Annotated in this window: 4 protein-coding genes; all 4 read right to left on the bottom strand. The window is 75.6% G+C overall.

From position 1 onward, the window contains the following. Nucleotides 1–30 precede the first annotated feature (30 nt). Complete coding sequence (locus ACFP3U_RS24115) at nucleotides 31–1,128, bottom strand: alpha/beta hydrolase (RefSeq protein WP_380227728.1); 1,098 nt, start codon at nucleotides 1,126–1,128, stop codon at nucleotides 31–33. Then, complete coding sequence (locus tag ACFP3U_RS24110) at nucleotides 1,125–3,545, bottom strand: thioester reductase domain-containing protein (RefSeq protein ID WP_380227727.1); 2,421 nt, start codon at nucleotides 3,543–3,545, stop codon at nucleotides 1,125–1,127. Before ACFP3U_RS24110 ends, ACFP3U_RS24115 begins: the two co-directional genes overlap by 4 nt. Beyond that, nucleotides 3,538–11,670 (bottom strand): HAD-IIIC family phosphatase, encoded by an 8,133-nt coding sequence (locus tag ACFP3U_RS24105; protein WP_465261972.1) that lies wholly within the window; start codon nucleotides 11,668–11,670, stop codon nucleotides 3,538–3,540. The genes ACFP3U_RS24110 and ACFP3U_RS24105 overlap by 8 nt, the downstream gene beginning before the upstream one ends. Before the next feature lie 10 nt (nucleotides 11,671–11,680). After that, on the bottom strand, nucleotides 11,681–15,882 hold a 4,202-nt coding region (locus tag ACFP3U_RS24100), incomplete at its 5' end, for an SDR family NAD(P)-dependent oxidoreductase (RefSeq protein WP_380227726.1).

Raw genomic sequence — 15,882 nt, 5'->3', positions numbered from 1 at the left:
CTCCGCGACGGGACGCCACCACCCCGGTGGTCAGTGGCCGGCCTTGACGGTCCGGCACTCGTCGAGGAAGTCGACGATCGGGCCGAACACGTCCAGGGCGGCGTTGCGGCCGATGAAGGTGTCGAGGTGGCCGTAGCCCGGCACCTCCACGTAGCGGACGTCCAGCTGCGGGTACCGGGCGGTCAGGATCTCGTGGCAGATCTTGTTGGAGTCGAACCAGAACCGGTTGTCGCTGCCGGCCAGCAGCATCAGCGGCGCCTCGATCTTGCCCGCGTTGTCCAGCGCGTTCTTCGGCAGCGCGTCGTAGCGGCCGTCGTTGTCGTTGAACCGCAGCATGGTGTGGGCGAGTTCGACGCTGCGCAGGTGCGGCAGGATCCACATCGGCACGGTGCCGTACAGGTCGGCGAGCCGGTCGTGGGTCCGGGCGTCCAGGTTGTCGTGCTCGAACAGCGAACCGCCGACGCCCCAGGAGTCGTTGTGCAGGATCTGGCAGGTCGGGTCCTTGCAGTCGGCGCCGATCGAGACCTCCGCGAAGATCAGCGAGTGCTTGGACCAGAGCCCGACCTTCTTGAAGTCGGTCGGGATGTTGACCAGCCGCGAGCGCAGCAGCTCGCCGCCGAAGTGCAGCCGGGCCCGGGTCTTCCAGGACAGCTTGGGCGTCAGGAACACGCCCTGCGCGACGATCCCGTCAAGACCCGTGACCAGGCCCGCCGCCAGGCTCATCGACAGGCAGAGCGCGCCGATGCAGTGGGCGACGCAGAGCAGTTGGCGCCCGCCGATCCGCTCCTGGATCAGCGACACGGCCTCCGGGATGTCGTACAGCGCCACGTCGTCGAAGCTGTACCGGACCCGGCCCTCGTTGTACGGCAGCCGGCAGCTGCCGCGCCAGTCCAGCAGCCAGGGCTCGTAGCCGGCGTCCAGCAGCACGTCGACCAGGTTGCGGGTCTCCGGCAGGGTGAACATGTCGGCCGAGGCGGTGAGGCCGTGCAGCACGAGGACGGCCGGACGCTCGCCGGCGCCGCCGTCGGGGACGACCCGGGTCAGGCCGAGCCGGGTGCCGTCGGACGCGGTGAAGGGGATGTCCTCGACCCGGTCGCCGAGGGCGTGGTGAAGGGGCCTCAGGCTCATCGGTTCTGCTCCCTCTGGATCATCAGCTTCCTGATCTTGCGTGCCAGCTTGTCCTTGTCCCGGTCGATCGCGTCCCGGCGCAGGTCCAGCAGCTCGGCGGCGGCCCGCAGCGAGGGCTCGGCCAGGCCGGCGCCCATCTGCAGGAAGAACCACGACAGCCAGGCCAGCTTGGCGAGCCGCTGCTCCTGCGAGGACAGCCGCGGGTCGACCTGGATCCCGTCGATCTGGTCCGGCAGGAAGCTGCTGCCCGGCACCCTCACCACGCCGGCCAGGACGGCCGGTTCGCCCTCGCGGCCGATCGCGATGTCCAGCGTGCGGGTCTGCTTCCAGAAGTCGCGCCGGGCGCGCGCCGTCTTGAAGCCCTCCAGCCACCAGCGGTTGCCGTCCCGGTCCTCCAGGACCAGCCGGTAGCGCAGCAGCGGGTGGTCGTTGCTGTGCAGGCGCGGCACGCCCTCGTCGGGGCGGACCTGGATCTCGCCCTCCACCACGGTCAGCGGCTCGGGGTGGATCCGCTCGCACACCACCTGGCCGCGGACGTCGATCCGGCGGTGCCTGGCCACCTGGTACATGCTCGCGATGGAGAGCGTGAACGCCAGCCGGCAGTCGCTGTCGCGGTCCTCGCCGACCGGTCCGACCTGGCCCTTCATCCGCTCGCGGAAGGACAGGTAGGGCGGGTCCTCGCGGCTGGGGAGGCGGGCCACGCCGTTCTCCGCCATCCGCTCGAAGGCCTTCAACTGGGCTTCCGAGCCGTAGCGTTCGGCCTGCGGCAGACGGTGCCGGGCGACGAACGCCTCGGTGCGCTCGGAGCCGGCCTCCGGGCCGAACATCAGCGCCTCGAACAGCTTGACGGCGGTCGGGCTGCTCAGGATCCGGACCAGGAAGTCGAGTTCGGGGACGGGGTCGGTCTCCTGCCGGCGCAGCAGGTCGTCCCGCCAGTCCTTCCAGCCGGCGATCCGGACGTTCATCCCGGCCAGCTTCATGTCCTTGACCAGCTCCGGCAGCGTCTCCGCCCGGCCGGTCAGGTTGTAGTTCTGGCCCCAGGCCTTCGGGTCGAAGACGATCGCGGCCGTGACCTTGCTGATCCAGTCCACCGGCGCCAGGTTGAGGAACTTGAACGCCGGCACCGTCCGGAACCGGGAGATCGCGCCGATCAGCCCGGTGCTGAGGTCGGCCGGGTTGTAGACGCCGGTGCGGGTGTGGCCGCCGATCGCGCCCGGCCGCAGGAAGGTCACGGTCAGGCCGTGCTCCCGGGCCCGCCGCAGCACGGCCTCGGCCGCCCACTTCGACTTGTCGTAGCCCGCGAACAGCCGGTCGATGTGCGCGACCGGGTCGTCCTCGCCCATCTTCTCGATGCCGACCTCGTTGAACACCGCGACCGAGGAGATGTGGTGCAGCGGCTTGGGCCGGCCGGTCATCGCCAGCTCGGCCAGCAGCAGCGGGCCGAGCACGTTGGTCTGCCGCAGCGAGGGGTAGCCGCGCAGGAAGTCGACGGCGGCGGCGACGTTGACGATCGAGTCGACCTCCCGGGCCAGCTCCGCCCAGCGCTCCTCGGACAGGCCCAGCCGCGGCTGCCGGATGTCGGCCGCCAGCACGGTCACCCGGCGGCGCACCTCGAAGGACCACGGCTGGTCGTAGCCGGCCAGGGCCTCGGCGAGGCGCTGCTCGGCGGCGGCGTCGTCGGCCGCGCGCACCAGGCAGACCACATGGGCGTCGCCCGCGCGCAGCAGGTCCAGCAGCAGGTGGCTGCCGAGGAAGCCGGTCGCGCCGGTGAGCAGGATGCGGCGCGGCTCGGCCGGCTCGGCCTGGCGGCTGAACGGCAGCCGGTCGGCCAGCGCGAGGTCGGCGAGGATCGTCGCGATGTCCTCGTGCGCCTGGGGGGCGGACGCGCGGTGGTCGTCGGCCGGCAGCAGGCCGGGCCGGAGCGCCAGGGCCGTCCCGGTCGCGGCGACCTCCGTCGGGGTGACCTCCGCCGCGGTGACCTCCGTCGCGGTGACCGGCAGACCGGCCGCCGCGGCCCAGCGCTGCGCCAGCCGGCGCGGCCGGGCGTCCGCGAACAGGTCGTCCAGGCTGACCCGGACGTCCAGCTCCCGGGCCATCAGGGCGACCAGCTCGACCGCGTCCACCGAGGAGAGACCGGCGTCGAACAGGTCGGTCTCCACCCCGGTCGCCGCACCCGGCAGGAAGCGGGCGGCCTGCGCGGCGATGTCCGCCGCGACCTGGTCGACGCCGCGCGCGCCCGCCGGGCCGGTCGCCGCCGGGGCCGCCGGGGCGGTGGTGGCGGGCGCGGCCGGCTTCCGGAGCCGGGCCAGCAGGTCGGAAGCCTGGGCCCGCCCGGGCCGCCGCCGCTCGATCACCTCTTCCTCGGGACGGCGGTTGACACTGGGGTTGCGGCTGGTGCCGCTTCCCGCCTCAGGCATTGCTGACCTCCGCTGCGATATCGGTTCCGACGTCCCAGGAGCGGAACGCCCGGAGTTGGTTCAACGCCACCACCGTCTCCAGCCGCGGTGCCTCGACCTCGCCGCCACCGAGGCGGGAGACCAGGCGCCGGGCCGGGATGTTGCGGGGCGTGTGGTCGGCGACGAGCCGCACCGCGCCGAGCCCGAGGGCCTCCGCCCGGTCGGCGAGCCACTGCAGCAGCCGGTCCTCGACCCCGCGGCCGAGCACCCGGCAGCTCATCATCCAGGCCACCAGTTCGAGCGCCTCGCCGTCCGGCCGGACGGCCAGCACGCCGATCTGCCCGTACTCGCCGAAGCGGTCGCGGGCGGTGGCCGTCCAGACCTCGCCGCCGTCCTGCCGCAGCCGGTCGAGCCCGGCCGCGTCCAGCGGCTGCGGCCGCAGGTTGAACTGGTTGGTGCGGCGGCTCAGTTGGACGGTCCGCTCGGCGTTCTCGGCGGACACCGGCACGATGTCGAGTTCCAGCTTCAGGTTCTCCAGGAACTCCGCGAAGCCCAGCTGGGCGCGGGCCTCGTCACGCACCTGCTCCTGCTGGTAGAACGCGGCCCGGGCGGCGTCCTCGGCGGTCGCCGCGATCGGCGTCACCGGCCACAACCGGTGGACGAAATCGGCGAGTTCGGCCTCCGGCGGGCAGCCGAGGCAGAGCACCTCGGGCAGCTGGGCGCGCACCCCGGCGATCTCCACCGGGTTGTCGTCGAGGAACAGGAAGCTGTCCAGGCCCAGCCGCAGCTCCTCGGCGATCCGCGCGATCCGCGTCCACTTCGGCTCCCAGGCCGCCGAGATCGCGGCGAAGTGCTCGCGGCGCAGCAGGCTGTCCGGCCGGTCGAGGACGGCGTGCACCGTCGCCTCGTCGTTGTTGGAGACCAGGGCCAGCAGCACCCCGGCGGCCCGCCACTGGAGCAGCCGCCGGGCCAGCAGCTCGCGGGCCCCGGTCAGGTCGACGTTCTCCGGCCCGGCCTCGCCGGCGATGCCGCTCCACAGCGTCTCGTCGCCGTCGACCACGATCACCTTCGGCGCCCGGCGGCGCACCGTCGCGACCAGCTCGGCGAGTTGGAGCGCCACCACCGCCTGGAACTCCTCCTGGAACGGCAGGTGGGCCAGCTGGTCGGTGTGGGCGTCGAAGACCTCGTCGGCCGGGAAGTCCTCCAGCCAGAGGTCCGAGGCCAGCACGGCGACGCCCGGCCGGCCGGCCAGCCGCTCCGCGACCTGCCGCTCCCACTCGCGCAGCCGCTCGTCCGCGGACTGCTCCGGCAGGAAGGCCACCAGCAGCGGCTTGCGGGTCCGCTCGGCGAGGGCGGCCAGCGCGGCCGGGTACTCCTCGGCCAGCTGGTCGAGCAACTGCTCGTCGCCGGGGGCGAAGCGGACCAGGTCGCCCGGGCGCAGCAGCACCAGGCCGGCCACCGTGGCCGGCTCGGCGAGCACGCTGCCCGGGTCGTGCAGGCTGGCCAGCACCTGGTGGTACGGCGCCTCGGCGACGTCGAGCGGGCCGCCCTCGGCGGCGTCCTCCAGGGCCACCGACAGCATCGCCGGGAGGTTGCCGAGGGCGAAGGTCGCGGCGACGGCGACCTGTCCGGCCGGTACGGGTTCGGGGCTCACGTCGGTGCTCTCCGGTATCGCGACGAGGGTGTCGGGGGATTCGGTGAAGGCGTCGGCGAGGGCGAGCAGGCCCTGGCCGAGCTCGGCGCAGCTCGCCTCGTCGAGGACGTCGGCGTTGTACTCCAGCCCGACCCTGCCCAGCCCCGGCATCACGGTGACCATCAGGTCCAGGTCGGAGTAGCCGGTGCCGGCCGGCAGGATCCGCAGGCCCCCCGACGCGCCGGCCTGCGGCGGCATGTAGTTGAAGTACACCTCGACCAGGGGCGCGTCCTTGCGGTACAGCCCCTCCTCGACGAGGGCGGACATCACGTCGAAGAAGGTGACGCCCTGCTCCAGCACCCGGGTCAGCCGGCCGTCGGTGCGCCGCAGCACCTCGGCGGCGGTCTCCCCGGCGTCGACCTGGGCCGCGTACGGGATCGGCAGGCCGAAGTAGCCGACCGCGTCGAGGGCGCCCACGTGCAGCCGGGTGTCCACCGGGACGGCCAGCACGAAGCGGTCGCGCTCCCGCAGCCGGGCGAGGTGCACGGTCAGCGCGCCCAGCCAGAACGCGGCGGCCGTGATGCCGAGCCTGGTCGCCGCGGCGGCCACCCGCTCCTGGAGCTCGGCCGGCAGCTCCACCAGGTGGGTGGCGGACCGGTAGGAGCGCCGCTCCGGGCGGGGGTGGGCCAGTTCGAGGTCCAGCCGCCGCGCGCCGGTGAAGTCGGCGCGCCACTCGGCCGACGGGGTGCGGTCCCCGGCCGGGCGGGCGGCCTGGGCGCGCAGCAGCAGGTCGATGTCCCGGTTGGAGACGAGGGTGTCAGCGGCGGCCGGGTCGGCGTGTGTCGGGTCGGCGTCCGTCGGGTCGGTGCCCAGGCCCGCGTCCAGCTCGTGCGCCACCAGCATCAGCGACGCGAGGTCGGAGACGGCGTGGTGCGCGCCGAAGACCAGCACCTGCTCCCCGGAGGGGCGGGCGAGCAGTTCGAACCGCCACAGCGAGGCCGTCGCGAGGTCGAACTCCGGCTCCATCAGCTCGCGCAGCCGGTCGTCCACGCTGGTGTCCTCGCCCACCGCCGACCAGCGCAGCAGCCCGTCCGGCACGGCCCGCCGGACCTCCAGCTGCTGCCCGTCCTCGGCGTGCGGCACGATCGCCGTCCGCAGCGCGGCGTGCCGCCCGGCCAGGGCGGCGACCGCCCCGGCGAGCCGCTCCGGCGTGGTCGGGGCGGACAGCCGTACGGCCAGCCCGATGTGGTGGGTGACGCCCGGGGTGCCCTGCTGCTCGGCCCGGAGCAGCCGGACCACGTCCCGGGTGGCCGGGTGGCGGACGAGCTCCGGCGCCTCCCGGTCCTCCACCGGCCCCTCGGCGCCGGCCGGCCCGGCCTCGCCGGCGCCGGCCATCAGCCGGTCGGCGATGCTCTCCACGCTGGCGCCGTTGAACATCGAGGCGACCGGCAGCGTCTGCCCGAAGTCCGACTCGATGAGGCCGCGGATCTGCATGGCCATCACCGAGTCCAGGCCCTGGCCGACCAGCGGCGCGGCGACGTCCAGCTCCGCCGTGTCGAACCCCATGGTGCGGGCGAACCGGTAGCGCAGCCGGTCCACCGCCGCCTCCCGGGAGTCGAGCGCCTGGCGCCCGGCGGACTCGGCGGACCGCCCGGCCCTGGCCACCCCGGCCCGCCGGCGCGGCGGGAAGAGCCCGGCCAGCAGCGGCGGCAGCAGGCCCGGCTCGGTCGCGCGCAGCACCGGCTCGTTCAGGGCCGCCGCGAGCAGCAGCCCGTCACCCGCATCGGCGGTCAGCGCGGCGTCCAGCAGACCGAGGCCCTGCGCGGTGTCGAGTGCGGTGATCCCGCCGCGGTTGATCCGCTCCAGGTCCGCCTCGTCGAGGTGCCCGGTCATCCCGGTGGCCTCGGCCCACAGGCCCCAGGCCACCGACAGGCCGGGCCGGCCGGTGCGGCGGCGCTGCTGCATCAGGGCGTCCAGGAAGGCGTTCGCGGCGGCGTAGCCGCCCTGCCCGGCGCCGCCCAGCACGCCCGCGACCGAGGAGAAGGCCACGAACGCGGAGAGCGGCGCCCCGGCGGTCAGCTCGTGCAGGTGCCAGACCGCGTCGATCTTCGGCCGCAGCACCGCGTTCAGGTCCTCCGCGCCGATCGAGCCGAGCAGCCCGTCGCGCAGCACCCCCGAGGAGTGCACCACGGCGGTCAGCGGGAACTCCTCCGGGATCTCCCGCAGCACCGCCGCCAGCTGCTCCCGGTCGGCCACGTCGCAGGCCCGCACGGTGACGAGCGCCCCGGCGGCCGCGAGCTCCGCCCGCAGCTCCTCGGCGCCCTCCGCGCCGGGGCCGCGCCGGGAGAGCAGCAGCAGGTGGCGGGCGCCCAGCGCGGCGGCGTGCCGGGCCACCTGCGCGCCCAGACCGCTCGTCCCGCCGGTGATCAGCACCGTGCCGGTGCCCAGGGCCGCGGCCGGGTCGCCGGCCGGCTCGGCCGCGCCGCGCCGCAGCTCCGGCGCGTACACCCGCCCGCCCCGCAGGGCGAGTTCGGGCCGGCCCGACCGTACGGCCGCGCGCACCGCGGCCTCGTCGACGGCGTCCGGGCCGTCCGCGTCGACGTCGACCAGCACGATCCGGCCCGGGTTCTCCGCCCGGGCCGCCCGGGCCAGACCCCAGACCGGCGCGTGGTCCAGGTGGATGGCGGCGCCGTCCGGCTCGGCGCCGGTGGGCACGGCGCGGCGGGTCACCACGACCAGGCGCGCCCCGGCCGGACGCTCCTCGGCCAGCCACCCGCGCAGCTGCTCCAGGGTCCGCTCCAGCACCGCCCGGGCCCGGCCGGGCCCGTCCGCCTCCGCCGGGCCGTCGCCGACCACCAGGAGCTCCAGCTCCTCGGCGTCGGCCTCGGTGTCGGGCGCGGCGTCCAGCGGGGACCAGTCGACGGACAGCAGCGCCGTGCTGCCGCCCTGCCCGGTGGCGAGCTCACCCGCCGTCACCCGGCGGACCAGCAGCGAGTCGATCCGCACCAGCGGCGCCCCGGCGCGGTCGGCCAGCTCCACGGTGAAGGTGTCCGTACCGGCGGGCGTGATCCGCACCCGCGCCTCGCTCGCGCCCCGCCCGTACAGGTCGACCGACCCGAAGGAGAACGGCAGCGGCGCCGGGCCGTCCGCCGTGTCCACCGCGGCGGCCTGCAGCGCGGCGTCCAGCAGGGCGGGGTGCACGCCGAACGCGGCGGCCTCCTCCGCCTGCCGGCCGGGCAGGGTGACCTGCGCGAGGATCGCCTCCCCGGACCGCCAGACGTCCGACAGGCCCTGGAAGGCCGGGCCGTACTCCAGGCCGAGGGCGGCCATCGCGTCGTGGTGGGCGTCCACGTCCAGCCGCTCCGCCCCGGCGGGCGGCCACGCGGCCTCGGCCGGGGCGTCGGCCGCTGCGGCCTCCTCACCGGTCAGGACGGCGCTCGCGTGGTGGGTCCACTCCGGCGCACCCTCGGGGCGGCGCGGCCGGGCGTAGACGTCGACCGGCCGCGCACCGCGCCCGTCCGCCGCGCCCACCTGCACCTGGAGGTCCACCTCGCCGTGCTCGGGCAGCGGCAGCGGCGCGTGCAGGGTCAGCTCCCGCACGGCCCGCAGGCCGACCTCCTCGCCCGCCCTGAGCACGAGTTCGACGAACGCGGTGCCCGGCAGGATGACCGTGCCGAACACGCCGTGGTCCGCCAGCCAGGGGTGGCCGGTCCGGGAGATCCGCCCGGTCAGGACGAGGTCGTCGCCGCCGGCCAGCGCCAGCGCGGCGCCGAGCAGCGGGTGCCGCACCGCGCCCAGCCCGGCCGTGCCGACGTCGGTGGCCGTGGCGGCGGCGGGCTGCCAGAACCGGCGGTGCTGGAAGGCGTAGGTGGGCAGGTCGGTGAGGTGGCCGGCGCCGATCCACGGCGTCCAGTCGACGTCCACACCGACGGCGAACACCTCCGCCGCGCTCCGCAGCAGCTGCGCCGGCTCGTGCTCCTGGCGGCGCAGCGTGCCGACGGCCGTCACCCCGGCGATCCGGTGGTGGCCGGCGTTCTGGGCCACGGCACCGAGCAGGACGGGGTGGGGGCTGGCCTCGATGAACACCCGGTGGCCGGTGGTGAGGAGGGTGGTGAGGGCGGCGTCGAAGCGGACGGTCTCACGGAGGTTGGTGAACCAGTAGGCGGCGTCCATGGTGGCGGTGTCGATGGCCTCGCCGGTCACCGTGGAGATGAGCGGGGTGTGGCCGGTGCGCGGCGTCACCGGGGCCAGCAGGTCGAGGAGTTCCTCGCGCAGGTCCTCGACCTGGGGCGAGTGCGAGGCGTAGTCCACGGCGACCCGGCGGGCCTGGATGCCGTCCGCTTCGCAGCGCGCGGCCAGGGCGTCCAGCTCTTCGGGGGCGCCGGAGACGACGACCTGCTCGGGGCCGTTGACGACGGCGATCTGCAGACCTTCCGTCAGGTACGGGCTGATCTGCTCCTGCGGGGCGAGGACGGAGAGCATGCCGCCCCGCCCGGAGAGTCGGATGATGGCGCGGCTGCGCAGGGCGACGATCCGCGCGGCGTCGTCCAGGGTGAGGGCGCCGGCGACGTGGGCGGCGGCGATCTCGCCCTGGGAGTGGCCGACGACGGCGGCGGGCTTCACACCCAGCGAGCGCCAGAGTTCGGCCAGGGAGACCATCACGGCGAACAGCACGGGCTGGACGACGTCGACCCGGTCGAGCGCACCCTCTTCGCCGTCGCGGACGACGTCGAGCAGCGACCAGCCGTCGGTGAACGGCTTCAGCGCGGCGGCGCACTCGGTCATCTTCTCGGCGAACACCGGTGAGAAGTCGAGGAGTTCACGCGCCATACCGATCCACTGCGAACCCTGGCCCGGGAAGACGAACACCGTCCCGGTCGGGGCGGTCCGGCCGGTGACGACACCCGCGGAGCCGCCGCCGGAGACGAACTCCTGGAGTCGCGCGGCGAGTTCGGCGTCCGTGCGACCGAGGACGACGGCCCGGCGGTCGAACAGGGCGCGGCCGGAGGTCAGGGTGAACGCGACATCGCGCGCGCCGGGTACGGTCCCGTCGGTGATCCGCTCCAGCAGATGCGCGGCCTGCTCGGCCAGCGCGGCCTCGGTCCGGGCGGACAGCACCCACGGCAGCACACCCTCGGCCACCACCTCGGCCGACTCCGGCGCCGGCTCGGGCGCGGCCTCCAGGATGACGTGCGCGTTGGTGCCGCTGTAGCCGAAGGAGGAGACGGCGGTGCGGCGCGGCCGGTCCAGCTCGGGCCACGGCCGGTTCTCCTCCAGGAGCCTGACCTCCCCGGCGGTCCAGTCGACGAACCTGGTCGGCTCGTCCACGTGCAGGGTGCGCGGCATCACGCCGTGCCGCATCGCCTGGACCATCTTGATCACGCCCGCGACTCCGGCGGCGGCCTGGGTGTGCCCGAGGTTGGACTTCAACGATCCCAGCCAGAGCGGCCGTTCGGCCGCCCGGCCCTGGCCGTAGGTGGCCAGCAGGGCCTGCGCCTCGATCGGGTCGCCCAGCGTGGTGCCGGTGCCGTGGCCCTCGACGAGGTCGACGTCGGCCGGGGTCAGCCGCGCACCGGCCAGCGCGTCCTGGATCACCCGCTGCTGGGCGGGGCCGTTGGGCGCGGTCTGGCCGTTGGAGGCGCCGTCCTGGTTGACGGCCGAACCGCGCACCACCGCCAGCACCCGGTGCCCCAGCCGCTCGGCGTCGGCGAGCCGCTCCAGCACCAGAACGCCGACGCCCTCGCCCCAGCCGGTGCCGTCCGCGGCCGTCGCGTAGGACTTGCAGCGGCCGTCGGCGGCGAGCCCGCGCTGCCGGGAGAACTCGACGAAGACGCCCGCGGTCGACAGCACCGTCACTCCGCCCGCCAGCGCCAGCGAGCACTCGCCCTCGCGCAGCGACTGCACCGCCTGGTGCAGGGCGACCAGCGAGGAGGAGCACGCCGTGTCCACCGTGACGGCCGGACCCTGGAGCCCCAGGTGGTAGGAGACCCGCCCGGACACCAGGCTGCCGACGCTGCCGCCGCCAGGGTCGTAGTCGTGGTGGAACGACCCGGCGAAGACACCGGTCCGGGTGCCCTTCAGGGTCTGCGGGTTGATTCCGGCGCTCTCCAGCGCCTCCCAGGACGCCTCCAGCATCAGCCGCTGCTGCGGATCGATGCCGTGCGCCTCGCGCGGGGTGATCCCGAAGAACGCCGGGTCGAACTCGGCCGCGTCGTGCAGGAATCCACCGGAGCGGGTGTACGTCCGCCCGCTCTTGCCCGGCTCCGGGTCGTACAGGGCGTCGACGTCCCAGCCGCGGTCGGCCGGGAACTCGCCGATCACGTCCTCGCCCTTGACCACGATGTCCCACAGATGGTCGGGGGAGGACACGCCGCCGGGCAGCCGGCAGCTCATACCGACGATCGCCACCGGCTCGTGCCGCCGGTTCTCGGCCGCCTGCAACCGGCCCCGAGTGGCGTGCAGCTCCTCGGAGACCGCCTTGAGGTACTTCAGCAGTTCTTCTTCGGTGGGCATGGGCTCACTCTCAGCTCAGGTCGGTGGGGGCTTCGTCGCCGGACACGGAGATGCCGAGGCTGTTCGTGACGAAGGCGAGGACTTCGTCGGCGCTCGCCGAGGCGAGGCCAGCCGGAGCCTCGACCGCCGGCTCGGACGGGCCGCCGCTCCACGGCTGCGACAGGTCGCGCAGGGTCTCGGCCAGGGTGCCGCGCTGGGCGCCGGTGAGGTCCAGCGCGGCGAGGTGCGTGCGGATCCTGGCCAGGTCGGCCAGCACCCGTTCGTAGTCCGGCTCTCCGGCCTCCACGGCTTCGGCGGGCGCCGGGGCGAGGCGGTCGAGCAGGTGGTCCGCCAGCTCGCGCGGGCTGGGGTGGTCGAACACGGCCGTCACGCCCAGCTTCAGGCCGGTCCGGTCGTTGATCCGGTTGCGCAGCTCGACGGCGGTCAGCGAGTCGAAGCCGAGGTCCCGGAAGGCCCCCTCGGGGGAGACGCCGTGGGCGTCCGCGTAGCCGAGGACGTGGGCCACGTCCGCCAGGACCAGGCCGAGCACCAGCTCGCTCCGCTGCTCGGGCGACAGCCCGCGCAGCCGGTCGGAGAGCGACTCCTCGGCCGTGGCGGTGACCCCCGCCGTGGCCGCCCGGCGGCGGGGCGCCGGCGCCAGGTCCCGCAGCAGCGGCGGGGCGCTCTCCGCGTCCAGCGCCGCCCGGTCGACGGTGACCGGGACGACCACCGGCCGGGTGCCGAGCAGCGCCCGGTCGAACGCCGCCAGGCCCTCCTCGGTCGAGGTCGGCCGCAGGCCCGTCCGGGCGATCCGGCCCAGGTCGGCCGCCGCCAGACCCGCCGTCATCCCGCTCGCCTGCGCCCAGAGGCCCCAGGCGAGGGAGGTGGCGGGCAGCCCGTCGGCGTGGCGGGCCTGGGCGAAGGCGTCCAGGTAGGCGTTGGCGGCGGCGTAGTTGGCCTGTCCGGCCGAGCCGAGGACGCCGGCGGCGGAGGAGAAGAGGACGAAGGCGGCGAGGTCGGTGCCCGCCGTGAGGTCGTGCAGGGCGTGGACGGCGTCGGCCTTGGGGCGCAGGACGGTGTCGAGGCGTTCGGGGGTGAGGGCTTCGAGGACGCCGTCGTCCAGGACGCCGGCGGTGTGGACGACGGCGGTGAGCGGGTGTTCGGCCGGTATGTCGGCCAGGGCTGCGGCGAGTTGGTCGCGGTCGGCGACGTCGCAGGCTCGGACGGTGACCCGGGCTCCGGCGTCCAGCAGCTCCTGCGGGGCGGTGCCGCCGCTGCGGCTGAGCAGCAGTAGGTGGCGGACGCCGTGCCCGGTGACCAGGTGACGGGCCACCAGCTGCCCCAGGGTGCCTCCGGCGCCGGTGACGAGGACGGTGCCCTCGGGGTCGAGCGCGCGCGGCGCCGCCGGGACGGCCCGGGCGTCGGACGCGTCCGGCTCCGGCACCGGCGGGGCGGACCGGGTCAGCCGGGGCACCAGCACCTGCCCGTCGCGGACGGCCACCTGGGGCTCGCCCGAGCCGACGGCCAGCGCGAGCGCCTCCTCCGACCAGGTGTCCACGTCGATCAGCAGGATCCGGCCCGGGTGCTCGGCCTGGGCCGAGCGCAGCAGACCCCAGACGGCGGCGGTGACCGGGTCGGGCCGCTCCGCCATCGCGCCCTGGGTGACCACGGCGAGTCGGCCGTCGACCGACCCCGACACGGTCAGGAACTTCTGTGTCTGCACCAGGACTTCGGTCAGCCTGGCCCGCAGGTCGCCACCGGGGGCGACCATGGCGACGGTGACGTCGGTGACGTCGGTGACAGCGGCCGGGACGGGCCGCCAGCGCAGGTGCAGCCCGCCGTCCCGCTCCGGGGCGGCCGAGGACATCCGGCGCAGCGTCAGGGCGTCCACGGTGATCACCGGCCGGCCGGTGGTGTCGACGGCGGTGAGCGCCACGGTGTCGTCACCGGCGGCGGCGAGCCGCACCCGGACCGCCGTCGCCCCGGAGGCCTCCAGCGAGACCCCGGCCCAGGAGAACGGCAGCAGCGGCCGTCCGGCACTGCTCGACGCGGCCCCGCTCTCCGCCCCGCCGAGGGACGGGACGCCGAGCGTCACGGCGTGCAGGGCCGCGTCCAGCAGCGCCGGGTGGATCCCGAACCCGTCCGGGCGGGACGGGAGTTCGACCTCCGCGTAGAGGGCGTCGGGCGCCGCCCAGGCGGCCCGCAGGCCCTGGAACACCGGGCCGTAGCCGTAGCCGCGCCCCGCGAGCTCCTCGTACAGCCCATCGACCGGGACCGGCCGGGCGTCGGCCGGCGGCCAGGGCCACGCCCCGGCCGGCTGCGCGGGCGCCGGGGACAGCACACCGGTCGCGTGCCGGAGCGTGGGCTCGGTGCCCGAGGCCGGCGTGGCCGAGGAGTGCACGGCGACGGACCGGCGGCCCGCCTCGTCCGCGGCGCCGACGGTGACCTGGAGGTACACGGCGGCCTCGGCCGGCAGGACCAGCGGCGCCTCCAGCGTCAGCTCCTCCACCAGCCGGCAGCCCACCGCGTCGGCGGCGTGCAGCGCGAGGTCCAGGAAGGCCGTGCCGGGCAGCAGCACCGTCCCGTCGACCGCGTGGTCGGCGAGCCAGGGGTGCGAGCCGGGCAGCACCCGGCCGGTGAGCACGGCCTGGCCGTCCGGCAGGAAGACGGCGGCGCCGAGCAGCGGGTGCCGGGTGGCCTGCAGACCGGCGGCCTGGAGACCGGCCGTCGAGCCGGCCGCGTCCTGCCAGTAGCGCTGCCCCGCGAAGACGTGGCCGGGCAGTTCGACCAGCCGGCCGCCGGGGGCGGTCCGCTCCCACGGCACCGGCACGCCCGCCACGAACTGCCGGGCCAGCGCCTGGCTGAGCGCGAGCGGCTCCGGCCGGCCGGCGGTGAGCGCGGCCACCGCGACGAAGCCGTCCCGGCCGAGCTCCTCGTCGAGGGTGGCGTGCACCATCGGCGTCACCACGGCCTCGGGGCCGACCTCCAGGAAGGCGGTGATGCCCTGGCCGGCCAGGCAGCGCACCCCGTCGGCGAAGCGCACCGCCCCGCGGACGTGCTCCACCCAGTACTCCGGCGTGCCGAACCGCTCGGCGTCGATCAGGCCGCCGGTGACGTTCGACACCACCGGGATCAGCGGCGCCCGGAAGGTCAGGCCCGCCAGCACCTCGGCGAACTCGGCGAGCATCGCGTCCATCCGGTGCGAGTGGAAGGCGTGCGACACCGACAGCCGGCGCACCCGGTGCCCGGTGGCCCGGAAGTGCTCGGCGACCGCGACCGCCGCCTCCTCGTCGCCCGAGACCACCACGGCCAGCGGCCCGTTGACGGCCGCGATCCCGACCGCCTCGGCCAGCCCGGCCCCGGCGATGTACGCCGCGGCCTCCTGCTCGCCGGCCTCGATCGCGACCATCGCCCCGCCCACCGGCAGCGCCTGCATCAGCCGGCCGCGGGCGGCCACCAGGGCGCAGGCGTCGGGCAGCGTGAGCACGCCCGCCGCGTACGCCGCGGTGATCTCGCCCAGCGAGTGGCCCATCACGTAGTCGGGCGTCACCCCGCGCTCCTCCAGCAGCGCGAGCAGCGCCACCTCCAGGGCGAACAGGCCGGTCTGGGTGTGCATGCTCTGGTTCAGCAGCGCCGCCACCGGGGTGCCGGCCTCGGCGAACACCACGTCGCGCAGCGGGTGTTCGGCGTGGCCGTCGAGCTGCTCGTCCACCGCCCGGCAGACGGCGTCGAACGCCTCGGCGAACACCGGGTACCGCTCGTACAGCTCCCGGCCCATCCCGGCGCGCTGCGAGCCCTGGCCGGAGAACACCATGGCCAGCCCGCCGGCGCCGGCGGCACCCGTGCGGCCGGAGACGACGGCGGGGCCCTCCTCGCCGCGGGCGAGGGCGGCCAGCGCGCCGGTCAGCTCCTCGCGCCCGGCGCCCAGCAGCACGGCCCGGTGGTCCAGCACCGCCCGGCCCACGGCCAGGGTGTGCCCGACGTCGCGCGGGTCGAGGCCGGGGCCGTCGGTCCCGTCGGTGAGCCGCTCCAGCAGACGGGCGGCCTGCCGGCGCAGCCCGTCCGGGGTCTTCGCCGACAGCGCCCAGGCGACCGCCGGGCCCGCCGGCTCCTCCGCCGTGGTGACCGGCTCCTCGGGGGCGGCCTCCAGGATGACGTGGGCGTTGGTGCCGCTGATGCCGAAGGAGGAGACGGCGGAGCGGCGCGGGCGGTCGAGTTCGGGCCAGTCCTGCT

Source organism: Kitasatospora misakiensis, assembly GCF_042656005.1.
GTDB classification, from domain to species: Bacteria; Actinomycetota; Actinomycetes; order Streptomycetales; family Streptomycetaceae; genus Kitasatospora; species Kitasatospora misakiensis.
This window is presented reverse-complemented; position numbering and strand designations above follow the sequence as displayed.

Excerpts from the sequence above, each read along its gene's own strand:
- ACFP3U_RS24115 (WP_380227728.1), bottom strand. The coding sequence starts at position 1,128 with ATGAGCCTGAGGCCCCTTCACCACGCCCTCGGCGACCGGGTCGAGGAC.
- ACFP3U_RS24110 (WP_380227727.1), bottom strand. The coding sequence starts at position 3,545 with ATGCCTGAGGCGGGAAGCGGCACCAGCCGCAACCCCAGTGTCAACCGC.
- ACFP3U_RS24105 (WP_465261972.1), bottom strand. The coding sequence starts at position 11,670 with ATGCCCACCGAAGAAGAACTGCTGAAGTACCTCAAGGCGGTCTCCGAG.